Source organism: Acinetobacter sp. LMB-5 (genome assembly GCF_001541635.1).
Taxonomy (GTDB): domain Bacteria; phylum Pseudomonadota; class Gammaproteobacteria; order Pseudomonadales; family Moraxellaceae; genus Acinetobacter; species Acinetobacter pittii.
The window spans coordinates 186910-206392 of sequence record NZ_LRDR01000001.1 but is presented as its reverse complement, the minus strand read 5'-3'; the positions used below and the strand labels follow the sequence as shown (position 1 = coordinate 206392).

Sequence of the window (19483 nt, the reverse complement as noted above, 5' to 3'; positions counted from 1 at the left end):
ATAAAAGTGTTAGGACAAAGGATGAAAAAATTACAATTTATTGCCAGTTGCCCACAACATGGGGTGCTTGATCATCCACCAAATGAATGCCATATCACTCAAGAATATGTAGCGGCTTTACTGTTTAAACAATTGGGGCATTATGGCTTTGATGCACAGCACATTGTGCATGAGCATGAAAAGGTAGAAGTCAGTATAGATAATCATCTTTTACCCTTGTCGATTACTTGTCAGAAAACAGACCATGAAGGGCATTTGATGTGTGAAATCTCTGCCAATCCTGATGAAGAACAAGATTGGTTTGAGAAAATCGAAACACAAAGCATTATTCGTCAGCTTGCACAGGCCGTTGAAAATAGTTTGAAAGCTGATCATAGCTTTTCAGCATTTGAATGGAAAAACTAAGCAGGCGACTGTTAAGACTTATTCATGAAGTACGGCTTTTTAGAAAAGTCGTACAATTTCTTTAGATTAAAGATAAAAATACAAAATCTTTCCTGAAATTCCTACCTATCTTTAATGCATTGTGTATATTGAAATTATTAAGATATTTACATAATTAGAGTATGATTTTCATGACACAAGTCAATATTGCAGCATTATCTCCTCAAGTGGTTTGGCAGCATTTTCAAACACTTTGCACTATTCCTCGTCCTTCAAAGCATGAACAGCAGCTTCGTGAATTTTTACAAAACTGGGCTGAAAGTCGGAATTTAGAAACATACGTAGATGAAGTCGGTAATTTAATTATCCGTAAGAATGCGACTGCGGGTAAAGAACATGTGTCTGGAGTCATTCTGCAAGGCCATTTAGATATGGTCACACAAGCCAACACTGGCACAGTACACGATTTCTTTAAAGACCCAATTCGTCCAATCCTTGAAGATGGCTGGTTAATTGCTAAAGATACTACTTTAGGTGCAGACAATGGCATAGGGGTAGCTTTAGCTTTGGCAGTTTTAGACTCAAATGATATTGCTCATGGCCCAATAGAAGTTCTTTTAACTGTTGATGAAGAAGCAGGTATGAGTGGTGCACGGCTTTTACAGGCAGGTGTGCTAAAAGGAAAATGGTTATTTAATATTGATACAGAAGAGTGGGGCGAGTTATATCTCGGATGTGCTGGCAGTATTGATGTTGAAGTAGAGCAGTCACTTACGTATGAACCAATTTCTGAAAATTTGACGGTTGTAAATATTCAGGTTGCTGGTCTTAAAGGTGGTCACTCTGGCGTAGATATTCATTTAGGACGTGGCAATGCCAACGTTATTTTAGCTCGCTTTCTAAATGAGTATTTAGCAAAGCTTGGTGGACGACTTGTTGAGTTTACAGGTGGTACAGCTCGTAATGCTTTACCTCGAGAAGCAGTGGCAACCATTGCAATTTCGTCTAACCAATTACCCGAATTAGAAAAATTACTTGCTGAATATCAAACGACATGGAAAAACCAATTACAAGGTATTGATGACTATCTGCAATTAACTATTCAGGCCAATAGCGCTGAAGTGGCGGGAGTGATTGCTCAACAGCAGCAAAACGAGTGGTTGCAAGCTTTAGCAACAAGCCCTTATGGCGTTGCAAGTATGAGTCAAGCTTTACCAGATGTAGTTGAAACCTCAAATAATATTGGGGTGGTAAAACTAAATCCAGAAGGTGGAAAAGCTGTCTTAATGGTTCGCTCAATGGTGAATCAAGAAGCTCAAGATTTTGCAGAAAAAATTCAAAAACATTTCGGTCAATTTAATATCGGCTCTACACTTACGCCGTTAGTGTCGGGTTGGACACCAAATCCAGATTCGGCTGCTCTAAAGTGCTTACAGCAGGCCTATCAAAATGCATTTAATATTGAGCCAAATCTAAAAGTAATTCATGCAGGCTTAGAGTGTGGGATTATTGCCGAGCATTATCCACATTTACAAATGGTTTCTTTTGGACCGGATATTCAAGGTGCGCATGCACCGGGTGAACGAGTCAAAGTTGATACTGTAGAGAAATGCTGGAAGCTGTTGGTGACAGCTTTGGCATCTGTAGAGTAGTTTTTTATAAATAAGAAGCTCAATCATGAGCTTCTTAAACTTTAACCTTTACATGAAAATGATGTGGATTTAACTTGATAAACTCGATTTCACAATCAATAAATTTTTCAATCATGGCTGCTTGAGTACGAGTGTGTTCGCTAATACATTGTGCGGTGAATTCACCACCTTGACCTAGAGCTAAAGGTAGAAGTAACTGATCTGCCAAATACTCATCTACAACAGCCTGCGAAGATAAATATAGATTTACATCTTTTGCTAAATGATCAGCTATTTGCTCTGCACTTTTGCGCATCTCACCTAAAGCTGTAAACAGTTGAGTGTGATATTGATGAGTAACTTTCACATAGACTGTATTGCCTTGGCTAATTCCATTTAAATGAAATTGTTGCTGAGAGCTTAAGTTTAGTTTTTTACTTAATGTGGTTAATTCACGTTGTACTATCTGTGCTTCTTCTGAAAGATTTAATACGGCTGCAAAAGCTTTATTGCATTGCAAAGCACCACGATCTAATAACTTTAAGCTGTTTCGATCTTGCCATGGCTGAATGGTAACTTGAATTTCACCCGCACCAATTGGAAAAAAGCCAGCTTTATTTAATCTAAAATCGACGTTAATTCCAATCTTTGTTAGAGCAGGTAAAAAGCAGTGTTCAATAAAATCTGCTGTTGGTGCAAGTGGGTTATGTGTACCCCCTGAAATGGTGAGTTCGGTAGCTTCATTTTGTAATAACAAAACAGGTAGAAGCGTTTGTAAAACCAGTGTTGTACTACCCGCTGAACCGATTTGAAATTGATATTTACCACTTTGAACATGCTGAGGTGCGAAATATAAACGTTGGCTATGTAATTCAGCACCCTCTACATAAGCTTGGCTAATTTGTTGAGATGCTTGTACACAAACCAAATGTTGACGCATTAAACCTGGTTTTTTACGCCCAGCACGTATATTAATTAATTCAAACGGCTGGCCTGTAATCATTGAGAGGGCAAGGGCAGTTCTTAAAATCTGTCCACCACCTTCACCTTGTGAGCCATCAATTTGAATGACTTTTGGTATATTTACCAAAACTGTATTCACTTCTATTTTCCTTATTTTCTAATTTAATGAACATACTGTCAGTACATGGTAATGCGAAGTAATGTGTGACTTTGTTTTCGACAAAGGTTTACTAGGTGCATAGTGCTGAGCCTGATAAGTGAATATCGATGCACGGCTCACATGCTGCCATAGCCGCCTGAATTATTTTCAATCCCTCAGATCGGAGTAATGCAGGATCTTGTACTCGCCCAGTATGTCCAAACTTTGATTGTGAAAGGATTTCACAAAATCTATTGTTTAATCGATTAGATCAATTTGCCAATTAGTAGCCTGAATTTTAACGTTTAAGTCATGGAGTTTTGCACTGATATCATCCGCCTGTTTTTGTAAGCTAGAAACTGGAATGACCTTCTTCCACTTAATTTCACGTGAGCTATAACGATCAGGTTCTCGATGCGTATTGGCAATCGCATCGATTAAAATCTTATGCTGTTCAGCATAACTATCGCGCAAGCTTAATAGAGACAATAATACTTTGCCATCTTCCAGTTTTGCTTGTGCATTGGTCAAATGGATACGATAAATCAATTGATTGCTTTCCTGAGTTAAAGCAAATACTTGTTTGATGAGTTCATTTGGATCTTCACTAGGTTCATCACCGTCTTGTACCAATACATTCGCATTGATTCGTTGTTTTAACGAAGCGAGCTTTTTTTGTTGATCGCTTCGAAGTAAAAGTGCTTCTGCGAGTTTCATATTTTATTTTCCTAAAAATTTATTCTTTAATCTGTTGAGCTGGCAAGTAGTAAGCAGCCTTTATTTTGCTCTGGTGAATAGATGGTTAAGCACCAATTACCCCACCATTCTCGGCCCGTTTCAAAATAATCATTCCATTCAGAACTTTCTTCCCGACCACTACCTGGATAGCCAACCCAATCATATATTTCACAGTCTTTCTCCGTGAAAAGGCATAGCCGCAAGAAAGCTTGAAAGAATGCTACCTGATTAGAATGGGTAAGGGTTGTGCCATATGGTGGATCAATGATTGCCTCTAACAAACCCCAAAACCAATTATGTCTAGAAAATAAATTAGGTTTGTCCAAACGATCAAAACTTACAAGGCTGCGATCTAATTTTTTAGTGGTTAAAGTATTTAAGTCTAACGTTTTTTCTATTGCTAAACTTTCACAATTCAATAACATCTGTTGATGAATAGCTAGCGTATTCGAAGATTCTGTCTTATGTACAACATTAAACAAAAATACTTCAAATACGGCTTGTATGGCATCAAGATCAGATTGTAACTCTTTGGTCTTCAAATGATCTAATTGGACAAACATATGCTCACCTTCTGGGTATGGTAAATTATCTAACCCTTAACACACACCACTTGTCTTAATGTATAAACCACTTCAACCAAGTCGCTTTGTGCTTTCATTACATCTTCAATCGGTTTATATGCCGAAGGAATTTCATCAATAACAGCAGCATCTTTACGGCATTCCACACCTTCAGTTTGTGCAATCTGATCTTCAACAGTAAAACGTCTTTTTGCTTCAGTACGGCTCATAACACGACCTGCACCATGCGAACATGAACAGAAAGATTCCTGATTTCCAAGTCCACGGACAATAAACGACTTCGCTCCCATTGAGCCTGGAATAATTCCATATTCACCTAGACGCGCACGGACTGCACCCTTACGGGTAACCATTACTTCTTCACCGTAGTGTTCTTCCTTTTCCACATAGTTATGGTGGCAGTTCACTGCTTCCAAACGTGCCTGAAAAGGCTTTGGTACAATAGTAGCCAAGGCTTTAATCGCAGATTGCATCATGATTTCTCGGTTCTTCATCGCAAAGCGTTGAGCCCAACCTACAGCAAACCAGTAATCATCAAAATGTTCAGTTCCTTCAACCAAGTATGCTAAATCTTTATTTGGCAAATTAACAAAATGCTTTTGCATATCTTTACGGGCAAGTTCGATAAAATGATTACCGATAGCATTTCCTACACCACGAGAACCTGAGTGCAACATAACCCAAACATGGTCATGCTCATCTAAACAGATTTCGACAAAGTGGTTTCCAGTACCTAAAGTTCCCAAATGTTTGCGGTTATTGGTGTTTTTTAAGCGTGGATGTTTTGCACAAATGTATTCAAAATCTGCAACCAGATCAGCCCAAGCTTGATCTACCATTTCTGGTGGAGTTTCCCATGAACCACGATCACGTCCGCGCTTAGTCATTCCATGTGGAATTAATCGTTCTAGTTCAGTACGTAGAGCATGTAAGTTATCTGGTAAATCTGAAGCAGTTAAGCTTGTACGGGTTGCCATCATTCCACACCCAATATCTACACCCACAGCAGCAGGAATAATTGCCCCTTTAGTTGGAATTACGCTACCAATAGTTGCTCCTAAACCGAAGTGTACATCTGGCATGACAGCCATCCACTTATAAATAAAAGGCATTTGAGCTGTTTGTAATAATTGTTGTTTTGAGTTGTCATCAACAAGCACGCCTTTAGTCCACATTTTGACTGGCATACTTTTTTCATTTTGCAGAACTTCATAAGAACGTTGTTGCTGCTTTTGTTCAAACTGAGCTTGTTGGTTAATTTCTTCAATGACAGACATTTTCTTTTCCTTTCAAAGCCTGCCTGCCAAGCGTTTGCAGGCAGGTGTTATTCACAAGATCCCAATGATGTTGTGTGCTTTGTACTATTGCACTGAGTGTGCCAACTTTTTTAAAAAGCATTTAATTTAATTGTAAATTATTGAAAATAATAAATAAAAATAATTTTATTTTATATAGTGTGAATTTTATTGGCGGTTTTTAATATTAAAAATATATCTAAAAATATATTTAAATATCTTTTTAGATATATTTAATTGATAGATTTTACGATTTTATCGACTTTTAAAAGCTGTCCAGCTTCATTTAAAGTAAATTTGTCAAAATCATTGGCTAAATAAAAATGTCCTTTATAAAACTGGCGAACTTCTTCAGTAATAGCTTGCTGCCCAGCTTTATCCTGATGTCGGGGGCTAAAATGCGTCAGAATTAAATTGCTTAAAGATTGCTGTTCTGCAAATTCAGCCACCATTTTTGCTGAGCTATGCATTGGACCTTTGCCGACTTTATCTAAAACCGTTTGTAAGTATGTGGACTCATGAATAAGGAGTTGGGCATCTTTGCAAGCGTCAGCTAATAGTTCTGGTTGGTCATTATCACCACCTATAATTGCATGAACTTGTTGATTTTGAATTTTGATGAAGTCTTGAGCTTTTAAAGTTTGCCCCTCAAATTCAACATTGTAGCCTCGTTTTAAATGGCCCCACATATCGCCTTGAGGTACGCCAAGCTGAGTTAGAGCTTGGGTATCTAACTTCTTCTGAATCGATTTGATATAAATGCTAAAAGCAAAACTTGGAACACGATGGCTTAGTGGGTGTGCTTGAACAATGAATTCATCAGTGATCTGTTGTGGCTGCATTGCTTCATTTACATCAATAAATTGTAGTGAGTAAGGTAAGTGTAAGTCAGTAAGCTGGGCAGTGATTTCAAACCATTGCTGAATTTCTTTCGGTGCAATCACGATTAATGGTTTGCTGCGGGCATTCATGCCTGCACTTGCCAATAAACCAACTAAACCATAACAATGGTCGCCGTGAACGTGTGTAATACAAATGGCAACTAGATTTTGTAGTGAAAGTTTAGCTTGTTGAACGCGGTGCTGTGTCCCTTCGCCGGCATCAATTAAAATCCAGTCCTTATTTTTGGTGTTACGAACTGCTAATCCTGAAACATTACGTGTCAGGGTGGGTACACCCGAAGATGTGCCTAAAAAAGTAAAATGAAGCATATTCTTGGAATTTTTTGGTCAAATGCGTATTGTATATTATAGACAGTTATAAAATTTTATAGAAATTATGGCGGATGCAAAGAAAACAGTCGTTATTGGCTTTGTCGGTTCTACACTTGATCAGGGGAGAAAGCCAGATCGATGGCAACGTTGGCGTCCTACGATCAGCTTGTTAATGCATGAAGATTTGCTTATAGATGAATTGGTACTGTTACATGATCGACAACATCATAATTTAGTTAAATCTATAGCAGCAGATGCTAAAGAGATCTCTCCCCAAACACAGGTTTCTGGACATAAGGTAAGTATTAAAGATCCTTGGGATTTTGCTGAAGTTTATGGTGCACTTTATGATTTTGTAAAAACCTATCCGTTTGATGTTGAAAAAAATAACTATTTACTGCATATCACAACCGGAACGCATGTTGCTCAAATTTGTTGGTATTTATTGGTAGATGCACATTATTTACCAGCTCAACTTATCCAAAGTTCACCTAATCAGCAAAAGACCTCAGAAGGTGAATATAGAATTATTGATCTGGATTTGTCTCGATACGATGTTTTAAAACAGCGCTTCGATGATGAACAAAAACAAAATTGGCAACAACTTAAAGCAAATATTTCTACTCATAATAAAGCGTTTAATCAGCTTATTGAGGAAGTTGAATTAGTTGCAACCCGCTCTAGTGCACCTATTTTGATTATGGGGGCAACAGGGGTTGGTAAGTCTCATTTAGCAAAACAAATTTTTCAGTTAAAGAAAGATAAATTTCAATTAAGCGGTCGTTTTATTGATGTTAACTGTGCAACCTTGCGTGGTGATAGTGCCATGTCAACTTTATTTGGTCATATAAAAGGTGCATTTACAGGAGCAGCAGCTTCTCGTGCTGGTTTATTAAAAAGTGCTGACCAAGGCATTTTATTTTTAGATGAAATTGGTGAATTAGGACTTGATGAACAAGCTATGCTGCTAAAAGCGCTAGAAGACAAAAGTTTTTTTCCTGTTGGAAGTGATAAGGAAATTCAGGCCGATTTTCAGCTAATCGCAGGTACTAACCGTGATTTACGCAATGAGGTTCAAGCTGGTCGTTTTCGTGAAGATTTATGGGCTCGTTTGAATACGTGGACGTTCTTCTTACCAAATTTAAAAGACCGTGTAGAAGATATTGCACCCAATATTGATTTTGAGCTACAGCGTTTTGCTGCAATTCATCAAAGACAATTACGTTTTCAACGTGATGCTTTAGAAACATATTTAAAGTTTGCTAAATCAGTAGATGCATCATGGCAAGGAAATTTTAGAGATTTAGCAGCGAGCGTAACTCGTTTGGCAACTTTATCGCAAGGTGAGTTAATTCGCCGTGAAGCTGTAGAAAAAGAAATTCAACGTCTAAAGCAGCTTTGGCTTATTCAGGATGAATCTTACAATGATAAAAATACAGATATTTTGTTGAACTATTTAAGTCCTGAGCAGCTAGAACAAATAGATGAATTTGATCAGATTCAATTACGAGGTGTGCTCAAAATCTGCGAAAATTCAAAATCCATGGCAGAGGCGGGAAGACAACTCTTTTCAGTATCTCGTCAACAGCGTAATACAACGAACGATAGTGACCGAGTGAAAAAATATTTGGCACGTTTTGGGTTAAGTTGGAATAATTTTCAATAATGACACGGCTTATAAAATGATGGGCATACTCTCGAGTTATGCCCATCAAGTTACCGTTTATTTCATGATAATAAAACGTGTAATGATTTGGCGAAGCTGCTTTAAATAGCCTGTAAAGAAGTGGTTAGCACCCGGTAAAATCGTAATTGGATGCTTCTGGGGTTTTGCCCATGCAATTGCATCTGAAAGTAAAGTAATATCATCTTGCTCACCATGAATGAGTAGAATATCACCTTGAATTTCAGGAGTTTTATAGTGACGTAAACCTACTACAGTAGCTGTTGGTAAACCACATAAAATTAACTGTATAGGTCGTAATTCAGGATTAAGCTGTGCAAAGCATTTTGCTAAAACATGTGAGCCAAAGCTAAAACCGCCTGCATAAAATGGTAGGTCTTCATGAAGCTTACGAACATGTTCAATGACAGCTAAGATATCTTCAGTTTCACCATGGCCTTCATCATGAACGCCTTCACTGCCACCTAGGCCGCGGAAACTTGGGCGGTAAACAATGCAACCATATTCATTAAAGATTTGGGTTAAAAGGGCAGGGACTTTATGTTGAGGGGTTCCACCTTGCAATGGGTGCGGATGACAAACAACCGCAAAGCCTTTGATTTCACCTTCAGGGCGGTCAACGAAAAGTTCAATTTTACCTACTGGACCCTGGATGAAAGTTTGCTCAGACATATAAGAACCGCTAAATAACAATACGTGATGCTATTTTACCGATAGTCGTCATTGAAAACACGAGTTAGCATTAAAAAATATCTACTGTTATAGTTGGTATTAAGAATAATTTTTTCAGGTTGTCTATGCTTGCTTTAATTTCTCCTGCAAAAACTTTAGATTATGAAACAGCGTTACCTACAGATGAGTTTACTCAGCCTCGCTTGTTAGAAAACTCAGCACAATTAATTGATGTTTGTCGCAAACTTTCTGCTTCGGAAATTGCGAGTTTAATGAGTGTCAGTGAAAAAATTGCCACACTAAATGCAGATCGATTTAGAGATTGGAATCCCGAATTTAATTTCTCAAATGCTCGCCAAGCAATCTATGCATTTAAAGGGGATGTTTACACCGGTTTAGATGCTTATCATTTAAAACATAAAGATATTGATTTTGCACAGCAGCATTTACGTATGCTGTCTGGTTTATATGGTTTATTGCGTCCTTTAGATTTAATGATGCCTTATCGTTTAGAGATGGGCACGAAATTAAAAAATACGCGTGGTCATAATTTGTATGAATTCTGGGGTGAAATTATCACAAACCAGATTAATGAAGACTTGGCAGAAATTAAATCTGAATTGCTGGTAAATCTAGCTTCAGATGAATATTACAAGTCTGTCAATGAAAAGAAAATTAAGGCTGAAATTGTGAAGCCTGTTTTTCTTGACCAGAAAAATGGCAAATATAAAGTCATTAGTTTCTATGCGAAAAAAGCACGCGGTTTAATGGCTCGTTTTATTATTGAAAATCAATTAAATAAAGCTGAAGACATCAAAGCGTTTAATACCGAGGGTTACTACTTTGATGTTGATAACTCAACGGCAAAAGAGCTGGTGTTTAAACGTGATGAGCAAGTGGCTTAATTAAATTAATAATTTCACATGCCAAGCGGCCTTGATCTCATTTTTAATTTATTAAACTCTATATTGGCTATGACTTACTTTTGAAAGGTCAAAAGTAACAAAAACCTTTGTTGAACAGAGGGCACATCCATGTGGCCCCTGTTCAACAGTGGCATCCATGCCACTCGGCACGATAGCTTTTGTTATCGTGCTTTAAAATTTAGGCAAAATTAATGATTACTTAAAGAAGTAGCCTGTTTCTGGCGAGCTTGCATTTGCCATGCGTTTACGTGGCATACGACCTGCTAAAAATGCTTCACGTCCTGCTTCAACAGCTTTTTTCATTGCGGAAGCCATCAAAATAGGGTTTTGAGCAGCTGCAATTGCTGTATTCATCAATACACCATCACAACCAAGTTCCATCGCAATAGCAGCATCACTTGCTGTACCAACGCCTGCATCGACTAAAACTGGAACTTTCGCATTTTCTTTAATAATTGAAATGGTATGTGGATTTAAAATACCTAAACCTGAACCAATTAGACTACCTAAAGGCATAATCGCAACACAGCCCATACTTTCAAGTTCTTGAGCAATGATTGGATCATCAGAGGTATAGACCATAATCTCAAAACCGTCATCAATCAAAGTGCGCGCGGCTTTTAAAGTCTCGGTTACATTTGGATATAAGGTTTTTTCATCACCCAATACTTCAAGTTTTACTAGGTTATGACCATCAAGTAACTCACGCGCTAACATGCAGGTACGTACTGCGCTATCAGCATCAAAACAACCTGCGGTATTTGGCAAAATTGTATATTTTTCTGGTGGAATGACAGACAGTAAATTCGGTTGATCTGGATTTTGTCCAATATTCACACGGCGGATTGCGACAGTTACGATTTCTGCACCACTGGCTTGAATAGCTAAATCCGTTTCATTTAAGTCTTTATATTTGCCAGTTCCGACCAATAAGCGAGATTGAAAAGAACGTGAACCAATAATGAGAGGGGTGTCTTGCATGGATAACTCCGACTTAGCCGCCGCCAACAGCGTGAATAATTTCGATACGGTCATGTTGAGCAATAGAAATTTGCTCTAATTTGCTTTTAGAAACGATTTGCTGATTGTGCTCAACAGCAAAACGTTTTCCTTCAAGTGCCAACTCCTGAATGAGTTGCAACAGGTTTTGGCTAGGCGTGTCCGTTAATTCGCCATTTAAATAAATTTGCATGATCACATTCCGATTATTTTGCGTATTTGAAAGCATTCCAAGCCAAGACTAGCCATCCCGCAATCATTAAGGCTCCACCGATTGGCGTAATTGCGCCTAATATTCGTGGTAAACCTAGCGCCATGATGTAAAGCGAACCACAAAAAAATAGAATACCAATTTGGATAAGCAAGAAAGATAACTTGATTGGGAAATGAGGAAGAACCTTACTTAAAATACCAAGAGCTAATAGGCCAAGCGCATGATAAAAAAAGTAGTCGGTTGCAGTCTGCCACCAAGCAAGTTGCTCAGGACCCGCGTGAGCTTTAAGACCATGTGCTCCAAAAGCACCCAACATGACTGCAAAAGCAAGATTAAGGGCTGAAATGGCGATCCACATAACAAAAAACGCAACTGAATAATGAAAGGCAACGTTAACATAGATTGGGTTGGCTAAACATAGCCAGATAAAACAAAAGGGCGATTCGCCCTTTTATTTTTTTCATTTATTTTAGCTTGCTGACATGGCAGTTTTGATTTTTTCCATCGCATTTTTTTCAAGCTGACGAATACGTTCTGCCGAAACATTATATTCAGCTGCTAACTCGTGAAGAGTAGATTTGTCATCATCTAACCAGCGGCGTTGTAAAATATTACGCGAACGGTCATCTAACTGGTCCATCGCATCATGCAAGGCTGAAGTACTTTGCTCTTCCCAGTCTTCGTTCTCGACTAAACGGGCAGGGTCGTAGCGGTTATCTTCAAGATACAACGCAGGAGCAGTATGGGGGGTATCGTCGTCATCATCGCCTTGTGCTTCAAAAGCAGCATCATAAGCAGTTAAACGACCTTCCATTTCCAGAACTTGTTCTGGAGTTACATTTAAGTCATTAGCAATCGATTGAGCTTCTTCGAGCGTTAACTTTTTACTCGATTTCTTTAAACTACGTAAATTGAAAAATAATTTACGCTGAGCTTTTGTCGTTGCAATTTTGACGATACGCCAGTTGCGAATAACGTATTCATGAATTTCTGCCTTAATCCAGTGGACGGCAAAAGATACTAGACGCACGCCCATATTTGGGTCGAAACGTTTCACGGCTTTCATTAAGCCTAAATTACCTTCTTGAATAAGGTCGCCTTGTGGTAGGCCATAACCTGCATAGCTGCGCGCAATATGAACGACAAAACGTAAATGCGACATTACCAGCATTTTTGCGGCATCAAGATCTTGGTCATAATAATAACGTTCAGCAAGTTCTTTTTCTTGCTCGGCCGTTAAAATAGGAATCTGATTGACAGTACTGATATATGCACCAAGGTTTACACCGGGCGCAGACAATGACAGGGGCATCAATTGATTGCTGCTGTCACTCATGAGTTCTCCTTATAGGATCGAATGGGATAACCAATAAATTCATCTTAATTTGAATCAGCTTCATAATTAAGGAAAATTGGGTAGAGAAATGTAAAATTTTATGCAATTTCTAATCTTTTAGTTTAGCAAAGAATTATTGAGTTTCAATTAAATAGTGAAATTCTCTTTCTGATATGTGTGTAGTTTGACACGTAAAATGATGTAAACCGCAGTAACGAGTTACATCAATTTCACTATGAGGATCTGAAGATTTTAATAAAAATTGTTGTTTGCCTGACGCTTTTTTAAGTTCACGTTTTAGCATTAACAATGGCATTGGGCAGGGTTGTCCAAGGGCATTAATTTCAATGGGTGCTGTATTAGAAGAAGTATTGCTCATTCATCATCAAAACAACTGAAAAAAATATTCTAACAAATTTTTAATAAATACAGCATATTTTATGAAAGAAGATGCAGGAATTTCTATAAAAAATATTGTAATAAGCTGTTTAAAAAAAGAACTAAAAATAGGGGAAATATTTGAAAAAAATTCTATTAATTGTCATAAACCCGTGTTAAGCTCGAACCGTTTTAGGATTTACCACACAATCAAATTGATTTAATAACCCTATAACAAATGGATGTAACCGGAAATTGTTGATAGTTTTACAGAATGATTACAAGCTTTAAGATTATAAATATTTTAAAACCTTGTTTGCTCTGCTGTTTGCAACACCGGAAGGTCCTTTTTTCAACATCTGAGGATTGACTTATGACAGCTCGTGAACAAGGCGTAGTAAAGTGGTTTAATGACACTAAAGGCTTTGGTTTTATTCAACGTAACGGCGGCGACGATGTATTCGTTCACTTCCGTGCAATCGTAGGTGATGGTCACCGTTCTCTACGTGATGGTCAACGCGTAGAATTTAGCGTTGTACAAGGTCAAAAAGGTTTTCAAGCTGAAAACGTTCAGCCTTTAGACTAAGACTAATTCATCTTTTTGATGAATGATGGACGCTCCAATTTTTGAATTGGGGCGTTTTTGTTTATAATGATCTTCTCATTCGAGAGATTGTTTGTTAGAGCGCGTATTTATGACATCTGGTTTTGAAACCTTGAATTTACATCCGCAACTTAAAAAGGCGATTGATGCTTTAGGGTTTACTCAAATGACCCCAATTCAGCAAAAGGTTTTAAAATATACATTAGCCGGGCATGATGCAATTGGGCGAGCACAAACAGGAACAGGTAAGACAGCTGCCTTTCTGATTAGTGTAATTAATGATTTACTCAATAATCCGATTCAAGAGCAACGTTTCCGTGGCGAGCCTCGTGCTTTAATCTTGGCACCTACTCGTGAGTTGGCATTGCAAATTGAAAGTGACGCAAAGCTACTCACAAAATTCTCAGATTTGCATCTTGTAACATTATTAGGTGGTGTAGATTTTGATAAGCAAAAGAAACAGCTAGATGCTAATTTTGTCGATATCATGGTCGCTACACCTGGGCGTCTAATTGATTTTGTAGAACAAAAAGAAGTTTGGCTCGATCAAATTGAATTTTTAGTGATTGATGAAGCCGACCGTTTACTGGACATGGGTTTTATTCCTTCTGTAAAACGTATTGTCCGTTACTCTCCGCGTAAGGAACAACGTCAAACACTGATGTTCTCTGCGACGTTTAGTTATGATGTTCTTAATTTGGCAAGACAATGGTTGTTTGAACCAATCACTGTTGAAATTGAGCCGGAGCAAAAAACGAATAACGATGTAGAGCAACGTGTGTATGTCGTGGCTAAACAAGATAAATATCGTTTATTACAAGATATTTTGCGTGAAGAGCCAATCGATAAGGTCATGATTTTTGCTAATCGACGTGATCAGGTCCGCCGTCTTTATGATCATTTAAAGAAAGATGGATATAGAGTTGGTATGCTTTCAGGTGAGATTGCTCAAGATAAACGTTTAAAAATGTTAGAGCAATTTAAGCAAGGTAAACATAATATTATGATCGCGACAGATGTTGCTGGTCGTGGTATTCATGTGGATGGCGTGTCGCATGTCATCAACTTTACGTTGCCTGAGCAGTCTGATGATTATGTACACCGTATTGGTCGTACAGGTCGCGCTGGGTCACAAGGTGTAAGTATTAGTTTTCTTTCAGAAGATGATGCCTTTTATTTACCCGAAATTGAAAAAGCAATTGGTAAAAAATTACCACTGACCAGATTAGATGGTTACTGCTAATAAAAAAATCCCAATCATTTGATTGGGATTTTTTTGATTAATTAATTTTACAATAGAAAGTAAGCGTTGTTTGGTAGTCATCATCTTTTGCTAAAGACGCATTTTTACCAGTCAATGTACCAATAACACCTGCCGCAGCTTCAACCATTTGACCAGTTTTTTCACTTACCACATCTTTTAATACACCGTTATAGGTTGTTTTTTCGTCCACAACGACTGGTGAAGTGCTTTTTGAGCAAGTTTTTTGGGCTGCTGTAATTGCATTGTTTTTTGCAATTAAATTGGTTTTGCCGATACCTGTAACTTCAAACTGATTATTTTCTTTTTGAACTGCTAAAGTATTTTTAGGAGTGGTTGCGCAAGCACCAAGTAATAAAACAACACCGCTCATTGCGCTCGCTAAAATTATTTTTTTCATAATGCACCTAAAGTTAATCGCTAAAAGACATAGCTATTTGAACATAAGTTTTCTAGTTGATTTTGAAGACGTTGTATGAGTTTTGATGTTTTGTATTAAAAAATGTCAAAGTGTGAGTTCGCTAATTTTATAAGCTAGATTCAATGGTGGATTAACGGTAGATTATGCTAATCTATTTTGAATTTTTGAGTTAGATCAATATTAATGACGGATTCAGCAATACAAATAATTCACCAAAATATTCATCAGCGTCAGTCTATTGGCCAATTAGTTGAGCCAGCTCCAAATACAGAGCAATTAGAGTTGGCTTTCCAAACAGCTTTGACAGCCCCAGATCATCATAGACTTAAGCCAACGCGTTTTGTGGTTGTTTCAGGCGAACAACGTGGTGCTTTTGGTGAAGTTTTAGCAAAGGCTCTAGCAGATTTAGGTGAAACTGATCCCGCTCAACTCGAACGTGTTAAACAACATCCTTTTCGCGCACCATTACTTATTTTAGCGCTTACACAACTACAAGATCATCCGAAAGTACCGCATTTCGAACAAATCTTAAGTACGGGTGCTGCAGTACAAAATCTTTTATTATCTCTACAAGCTCAAGGTTTTTCGACCATGTGGCGTAGTGGTGCAGTTGTCGAATCAAATTGGTTAAAACAGCATTTAGGTCTGCAACCTCGTGATTTAATTTCAGGTATTATTTACGTCGGCACAGCAGCTAAAGTAATTGCACCGCGTGCAGATATTGAAAGTAAAGAATTCGTAAAAGTTTGGCAGGCTTAAGCCTCTGTAGAAGTAAGAAATAGGATAATAAAAGATGGCTGAATTTAAGTTTACAGATTTGGTGGAACCTGTTGCGGTTGATAAAAAAACCGCTTTACGTATTACCGTTCTAGGGGGGGGAAGCTTTGGAACGGCTATGGCAAATTTAGCTGCACGTAACGGTTGCGATACCATGATCTGGATTCGTGACGCCGAAACAGCTGAGGAAATTAATAAAACACACATTAATAAACGTTATTTGCCAGATTTTATTTTAGAGTCATCATTACGCGCTGTGTCTGATCTTGAGCAAGCTGTATGTGACCGAGATATTATTTTAGTCGCAATTCCAAGTCACTCATTCCGTGATGTTTTAAAACAAATCGCTCCTTATATTACTGCACAAGCGGTTGTGTCTTTAACCAAAGGCGTTGAAGCTAAAACTTTCAGCTTCATGAGCGATATTATTCGTGAAGAATTACCTGAAGTTCCCTATGGTGTGCTATCAGGTCCAAACCTTGCAAAAGAAATTATGGCAGGTATGCCATCTGGTACTGTTATTGCCAGTGACTCCGAATTAGTTCGTTATGCTGTGCAACATGCTCTGCATAGTGCTCTATTCCGTGTTTTTGGTAGCGATGATGTGCACGGTGTAGAGTTAGGTGGTGCGCTTAAAAATATTTATGCGGTTGCAATGGGAATTGGTGCTGCTTACAAAATTGGTGAAAACACCAAGAGTATGATTTTAACGCGTGCTTTGGCCGAGATGAGCCGTTTTGCAGTAAAACAAGGTGCAAATCCGCTTACATTCTTGGGATTGTCAGGTGTTGGTGATTTATTCGCGACTTGTAATAGCCCTTTAAGCCGTAATTATCAGATTGGTTATGCTTTAGGTTCGGGTAAAACGCTGGATCAGGCGAGTAAAGAGTTGGGGCAGACAGCAGAAGGCATCAATACAATTGTTCAGGTGCGTGGTAAAGCAGAAGAACTAGATGTTTATATGCCTATCACTAACGCTTTATATGAAGTTATTTTCGAAGGGGCGCCTCCTTTAAATATTGCATTATCTCTTATGAAAAACGGACACCGTAGTGATGTTGAATTTGTTTTACCTCATCACGAAGTCTGAAGAAGAAATGTCATAAATTGTGGTTATAATGCAGGAATTATTAACAAGGAAAATTTATGCAACTGACATTGGTTCGCCATGGGGAAGCCGCTCCACCTGTAAATGGTAACGACACTAAACGCCCTCTTACTGCTCGTGGACATGCTCAAGCAGAACAGACAGCAACATTTTTAAAAGATATTGTTAAGCCTGATATTTTTGTAGTTAGTCCTTTGTTACGTGCTCAAGAGACATTGGCACATATTCAAGCGTATTTTAAAGATGTGCCTGTGTTGTTATGCGATAAAATTAAGCCAGATGATAACGCCAAAGAGGCAGTCGAGTGGTTGTCTCAGATTCCTTATGAGTCAATTGTGGTCGTGTGTCATATGAATGTAGTAGGGCATATTGCTGAGCTGCTGACCCATGAAAACTTTAATCCATTTGCGTTGGCTGAAGCTCGAATTTATGATCAGGCTGTAATTGCAACTGGTTTATCAACACAAAAAAATAGTTTTATACCCACAATATAAATAAAAAGGTTATTTAGCCCATTATGCTGTATTTATGGATGCCTGAAACCAATGGAATATGGCATTGGTCTAACGGAGAAAACTGGTTGCAGGCTGAAAGCCTTGATCAATTAATACAAGACCTACAATTGCACCAAGGAAAAGAGGCTGTCGTCTTTTTTCCTAGTCGTCATGCTCAGGTATTCCAACAACAAATAGCAAAGTCTCATTACAAGCAACTTGGAGCAGATGGTGTTAAATATTTGCTTGAAGAGTTTGTAACTTTGCCTATTGATCACATGAAAGTAGTTCATCATTTTCATGCTGATCAATTAACAATATTGGGTGTTGCAAAAACTACTGTGGAAACATGGCAACATGCGATGAATTTGTTGCCAATCAAGCTGGTTGCTTTGTTGCCAGACTTTTTGATTTTGCCGGAACCACAAGAGCACCAAGTTATCCTGTGTAATATTGACCAAAAATTATTGGCGCGTGAAAGTAAATGGGTCGGTAATTCACTAGATGATTTGGGATTGTTTTTGGAATTCCAGCCAGTTGAAACAAACTATCAATATAGTGGATTAACGACAGAACAATTAGAAAGCTTAGAAGCAGCTTCTAGTGTTGAGCAACGTTCAGAATTTTTTTATCAGTTTCAGCGTTTAGATAAACCTAAACAGCATCCTTTTAACGTTTTACCAAAAGCCAAAGGGCAAGAGCAAACGGTTTCTGGGTACTGGAAAGCATGTGCGGTTATTGTTTTAGCAATCATTGTGGTTCAGTTCAGCTATGATTTGTTGCGTTGGGTAAAATTAAGAAATGTAGCAAATCAAACAGCTGAGCAGACAATTGAGCAATATAAATATTGGTTTGGTCCTTCTAGTCGCGTAAATGAACAAAATATAAAAAGCCAATTTGAAAGTCATTTAAGAATGAGTAAACAAGGCGATACACAAGCACTTTCTTTATTGAGTCGTGTTGGACCTATTTTGATGCAAAGACAAATTTTAGCTCAGCAATTAAATTATGATGCTTCTACACTAACCATGGCCTTGAAAGCAAAATCGGCAGATGATTTGCAAGCTTTAACACAGCAGCTTAATCAGCAAGGATTTAAGGCGGAGTTAGGTAATGTTCAAGCCGATGGTGGTGGGGCTATTGGGGTGGTGAAAATACAATAATGAAAATGTTAGCTCAATTGCAAAACCGCTTTGATCAGTGGATCGAACAAGTTAATCAATATTTAGACCGTTTGACTGTCCGTGAACGTATCATGGTGGTCTTTACTACAATTTTTGTTGTAGTGGCTATTATTGGGGCTTCACTTTGGAAAATGCATTCCTTAGCAGAACAGCAGCAACAGCGCTTAAATGATTTAAAAGATTTGATGGTGTGGATGCAAAGTAATGCAGTCACTATGAAACCTGCGAGTGAGCTTGAGCTGGGGCAGGCAGAAAAAATACAACGTGTAGCTCAACAGCAAGGTTTAACGGTTACTTCTCAGCAAAATGGCGAGCAGTTACAAATTATTGTTACTCATCAGAATTACGCAATTTTAGCTAACTTTTTAACCCAACTGGCACAAATGGGCTTAAGTATTGAAAAAATGGAAATGGTTTCAAGTGAAGGTCAGATTAAATTAACAGCGACGGTTCAATAACATATTAAAATATGCTGGT

The 19483-nt window shown here is 38.1% G+C and carries 23 protein-coding genes; 11 read left to right on the top strand and 12 right to left on the bottom strand.

What is annotated here, in order from left to right:
• Positions 1-21 precede the first annotated feature (21 nt).
• Together AW165_RS00980 and AW165_RS00975 are read left to right on the top strand one after the other, a co-directional pair.
• Positions 22-405 carry a hypothetical protein gene (locus tag AW165_RS00980; RefSeq protein WP_005068294.1) on the top strand — a complete coding sequence of 128 codons (384 nt, stop codon included), beginning with the start codon at positions 22-24 and terminating at the stop codon, positions 403-405.
• A gap of 170 nt (positions 406-575) precedes the next feature.
• Positions 576-2036 carry an aminoacyl-histidine dipeptidase gene (locus AW165_RS00975; RefSeq protein WP_060464729.1) on the top strand — a complete coding sequence of 487 codons (1461 nt, stop codon included), beginning with the start codon at positions 576-578 and terminating at the stop codon, positions 2034-2036.
• Between the two features lie 34 nt (positions 2037-2070).
• Here AW165_RS00975 and rtcA read toward each other — a convergent pair whose 3' ends face one another.
• The 5 genes from rtcA to AW165_RS00950 form a co-directional block, all read right to left on the bottom strand.
• Positions 2071-3117: an RNA 3'-terminal phosphate cyclase gene (gene rtcA, locus AW165_RS00970; RefSeq protein ID WP_060464728.1), complete on the bottom strand. Its 1047-nt coding sequence runs from the start codon at positions 3115-3117 to the stop codon at positions 2071-2073.
• A 258-nt stretch (positions 3118-3375) separates the two neighbouring features.
• The gene (locus AW165_RS00965; RefSeq protein WP_060464727.1) at positions 3376-3834 is read right to left on the bottom strand and encodes a DIP1984 family protein; all 459 of its coding nucleotides are present in this window, start codon (positions 3832-3834) and stop codon (positions 3376-3378) included.
• A 26-nt stretch (positions 3835-3860) separates the two neighbouring features.
• Positions 3861-4418 carry a hypothetical protein gene (locus tag AW165_RS00960; RefSeq protein WP_060464726.1) on the bottom strand — a complete coding sequence of 186 codons (558 nt, stop codon included), beginning with the start codon at positions 4416-4418 and terminating at the stop codon, positions 3861-3863.
• A gap of 29 nt (positions 4419-4447) precedes the next feature.
• Positions 4448-5716 (bottom strand): RtcB family protein, encoded by a 1269-nt coding sequence (locus tag AW165_RS00955; protein WP_060464725.1) that lies wholly within the window; start codon positions 5714-5716, stop codon positions 4448-4450.
• 251 nt (positions 5717-5967) lie between these two features.
• Entirely contained in the window at positions 5968-6945 is a 978-nt protein-coding gene (locus tag AW165_RS00950; protein ID WP_060464724.1) for a ribonuclease Z, read from the bottom strand.
• A gap of 67 nt (positions 6946-7012) precedes the next feature.
• On the opposite strand from AW165_RS00950, the gene rtcR reads away from it, so the two are divergent.
• Positions 7013-8614, top strand: coding sequence for an RNA repair transcriptional activator RtcR (gene rtcR, locus AW165_RS00945; protein WP_060464723.1), 1602 nt, complete (start codon positions 7013-7015; stop codon positions 8612-8614).
• A gap of 57 nt (positions 8615-8671) precedes the next feature.
• On the opposite strand, the gene AW165_RS00940 is transcribed toward rtcR, so the two are convergent.
• The gene (locus AW165_RS00940) at positions 8672-9304 is read right to left on the bottom strand and encodes an alpha/beta hydrolase (RefSeq protein WP_004791245.1); all 633 of its coding nucleotides are present in this window, start codon (positions 9302-9304) and stop codon (positions 8672-8674) included.
• 125 nt (positions 9305-9429) lie between these two features.
• Here AW165_RS00940 and yaaA point away from each other — a divergent pair, with 125 nt between their 5' ends.
• On the top strand, positions 9430-10209 hold the full coding sequence (gene yaaA / locus AW165_RS00935) for a peroxide stress protein YaaA (RefSeq protein WP_060464722.1): 780 nt from the start codon (positions 9430-9432) through the stop codon (positions 10207-10209).
• Between the two features lie 216 nt (positions 10210-10425).
• Here the strand turns inward: yaaA and AW165_RS00930 are convergent, their stop codons facing one another.
• The 5 genes from AW165_RS00930 to AW165_RS00910 form a co-directional block, all read right to left on the bottom strand.
• Positions 10426-11211 carry a thiazole synthase gene (locus AW165_RS00930; RefSeq protein ID WP_001154366.1) on the bottom strand — a complete coding sequence of 262 codons (786 nt, stop codon included), beginning with the start codon at positions 11209-11211 and terminating at the stop codon, positions 10426-10428.
• A 13-nt stretch (positions 11212-11224) separates the two neighbouring features.
• Positions 11225-11422 (bottom strand): sulfur carrier protein ThiS, encoded by a 198-nt coding sequence (thiS, locus tag AW165_RS00925; RefSeq protein ID WP_002115323.1) that lies wholly within the window; start codon positions 11420-11422, stop codon positions 11225-11227.
• A gap of 13 nt (positions 11423-11435) precedes the next feature.
• Positions 11436-11801: a DUF423 domain-containing protein gene (locus AW165_RS00920; RefSeq protein WP_002115263.1), complete on the bottom strand. Its 366-nt coding sequence runs from the start codon at positions 11799-11801 to the stop codon at positions 11436-11438.
• 111 nt (positions 11802-11912) lie between these two features.
• Positions 11913-12779 carry an RNA polymerase sigma factor RpoH gene (gene rpoH, locus AW165_RS00915; protein ID WP_002115267.1) on the bottom strand — a complete coding sequence of 289 codons (867 nt, stop codon included), beginning with the start codon at positions 12777-12779 and terminating at the stop codon, positions 11913-11915.
• 133 nt (positions 12780-12912) lie between these two features.
• Positions 12913-13158 carry a sulfurtransferase TusA family protein gene (locus tag AW165_RS00910; protein WP_005068314.1) on the bottom strand — a complete coding sequence of 82 codons (246 nt, stop codon included), beginning with the start codon at positions 13156-13158 and terminating at the stop codon, positions 12913-12915.
• Between the two features lie 372 nt (positions 13159-13530).
• Between AW165_RS00910 and AW165_RS00905 the strand changes: the two genes are divergently transcribed.
• Both AW165_RS00905 and rhlB read left to right on the top strand, forming a co-directional pair.
• The gene (locus AW165_RS00905; RefSeq protein WP_000126912.1) at positions 13531-13743 is read left to right on the top strand and encodes a cold-shock protein; all 213 of its coding nucleotides are present in this window, start codon (positions 13531-13533) and stop codon (positions 13741-13743) included.
• Positions 13744-13852: 109 nt separating this feature from the next.
• Positions 13853-15004: an ATP-dependent RNA helicase RhlB gene (rhlB, locus tag AW165_RS00900; RefSeq protein ID WP_032053420.1), complete on the top strand. Its 1152-nt coding sequence runs from the start codon at positions 13853-13855 to the stop codon at positions 15002-15004.
• A 37-nt stretch (positions 15005-15041) separates the two neighbouring features.
• Here the strand turns inward: rhlB and AW165_RS00895 are convergent, their stop codons facing one another.
• Complete coding sequence (locus AW165_RS00895) at positions 15042-15422, bottom strand: hypothetical protein (RefSeq protein WP_016140503.1); 381 nt, start codon at positions 15420-15422, stop codon at positions 15042-15044.
• A 204-nt stretch (positions 15423-15626) separates the two neighbouring features.
• On the opposite strand from AW165_RS00895, the gene AW165_RS00890 reads away from it, so the two are divergent.
• The 5 genes from AW165_RS00890 to gspM are packed head-to-tail and all read left to right on the top strand — an operon-like array spanning position 15627 to position 19464.
• Positions 15627-16202 (top strand): nitroreductase, encoded by a 576-nt coding sequence (locus AW165_RS00890; RefSeq protein WP_060464721.1) that lies wholly within the window; start codon positions 15627-15629, stop codon positions 16200-16202.
• 34 nt (positions 16203-16236) lie between these two features.
• On the top strand, positions 16237-17310 hold the full coding sequence (locus AW165_RS00885; RefSeq protein WP_002115297.1) for an NAD(P)H-dependent glycerol-3-phosphate dehydrogenase: 1074 nt from the start codon (positions 16237-16239) through the stop codon (positions 17308-17310).
• 56 nt (positions 17311-17366) lie between these two features.
• Complete coding sequence (locus AW165_RS00880; RefSeq protein ID WP_005068324.1) at positions 17367-17822, top strand: SixA phosphatase family protein; 456 nt, start codon at positions 17367-17369, stop codon at positions 17820-17822.
• Positions 17823-17845: 23 nt separating this feature from the next.
• Positions 17846-18985: a type II secretion system protein GspL gene (gene gspL, locus AW165_RS00875; protein ID WP_060464720.1), complete on the top strand. Its 1140-nt coding sequence runs from the start codon at positions 17846-17848 to the stop codon at positions 18983-18985.
• The gene (gspM, locus tag AW165_RS00870) at positions 18985-19464 is read left to right on the top strand and encodes a type II secretion system protein GspM (RefSeq protein WP_005073507.1); all 480 of its coding nucleotides are present in this window, start codon (positions 18985-18987) and stop codon (positions 19462-19464) included. Before gspL ends, gspM begins: the two co-directional genes overlap by 1 nt.
• Positions 19465-19483: the final 19 nt, after the last annotated feature.

Bases quoted from the DNA above. Each gene is read 5' to 3' on its own strand.
- AW165_RS00980 (WP_005068294.1), top strand. From the start codon at position 22: ATGAAAAAATTACAATTTATTGCCAGTTGCCCACAACATGGGGTGCTT.
- AW165_RS00975 (WP_060464729.1), top strand. From the start codon at position 576: ATGACACAAGTCAATATTGCAGCATTATCTCCTCAAGTGGTTTGGCAG.
- AW165_RS00965 (WP_060464727.1), bottom strand. From the start codon at position 3,834: ATGAAACTCGCAGAAGCACTTTTACTTCGAAGCGATCAACAAAAAAAG.
- AW165_RS00960 (WP_060464726.1), bottom strand. From the start codon at position 4,418: ATGTTTGTCCAATTAGATCATTTGAAGACCAAAGAGTTACAATCTGAT.
- AW165_RS00955 (WP_060464725.1), bottom strand. From the start codon at position 5,716: ATGTCTGTCATTGAAGAAATTAACCAACAAGCTCAGTTTGAACAAAAG.
- AW165_RS00950 (WP_060464724.1), bottom strand. From the start codon at position 6,945: ATGCTTCATTTTACTTTTTTAGGCACATCTTCGGGTGTACCCACCCTG.
- rtcR (WP_060464723.1), top strand. From the start codon at position 7,013: ATGGCGGATGCAAAGAAAACAGTCGTTATTGGCTTTGTCGGTTCTACA.
- AW165_RS00940 (WP_004791245.1), bottom strand. From the start codon at position 9,304: ATGTCTGAGCAAACTTTCATCCAGGGTCCAGTAGGTAAAATTGAACTT.
- yaaA (WP_060464722.1), top strand. From the start codon at position 9,430: ATGCTTGCTTTAATTTCTCCTGCAAAAACTTTAGATTATGAAACAGCG.
- AW165_RS00930 (WP_001154366.1), bottom strand. From the start codon at position 11,211: ATGCAAGACACCCCTCTCATTATTGGTTCACGTTCTTTTCAATCTCGC.
- thiS (WP_002115323.1), bottom strand. From the start codon at position 11,422: ATGCAAATTTATTTAAATGGCGAATTAACGGACACGCCTAGCCAAAAC.
- AW165_RS00920 (WP_002115263.1), bottom strand. From the start codon at position 11,801: ATGTGGATCGCCATTTCAGCCCTTAATCTTGCTTTTGCAGTCATGTTG.
- rpoH (WP_002115267.1), bottom strand. From the start codon at position 12,779: ATGAGTGACAGCAGCAATCAATTGATGCCCCTGTCATTGTCTGCGCCC.
- AW165_RS00910 (WP_005068314.1), bottom strand. From the start codon at position 13,158: ATGAGCAATACTTCTTCTAATACAGCACCCATTGAAATTAATGCCCTT.
- AW165_RS00905 (WP_000126912.1), top strand. From the start codon at position 13,531: ATGACAGCTCGTGAACAAGGCGTAGTAAAGTGGTTTAATGACACTAAA.
- rhlB (WP_032053420.1), top strand. From the start codon at position 13,853: ATGACATCTGGTTTTGAAACCTTGAATTTACATCCGCAACTTAAAAAG.
- AW165_RS00895 (WP_016140503.1), bottom strand. From the start codon at position 15,422: ATGAAAAAAATAATTTTAGCGAGCGCAATGAGCGGTGTTGTTTTATTA.
- AW165_RS00890 (WP_060464721.1), top strand. From the start codon at position 15,627: ATGACGGATTCAGCAATACAAATAATTCACCAAAATATTCATCAGCGT.
- AW165_RS00885 (WP_002115297.1), top strand. From the start codon at position 16,237: ATGGCTGAATTTAAGTTTACAGATTTGGTGGAACCTGTTGCGGTTGAT.
- AW165_RS00880 (WP_005068324.1), top strand. From the start codon at position 17,367: ATGCAACTGACATTGGTTCGCCATGGGGAAGCCGCTCCACCTGTAAAT.
- gspL (WP_060464720.1), top strand. From the start codon at position 17,846: ATGCTGTATTTATGGATGCCTGAAACCAATGGAATATGGCATTGGTCT.
- gspM (WP_005073507.1), top strand. From the start codon at position 18,985: ATGAAAATGTTAGCTCAATTGCAAAACCGCTTTGATCAGTGGATCGAA.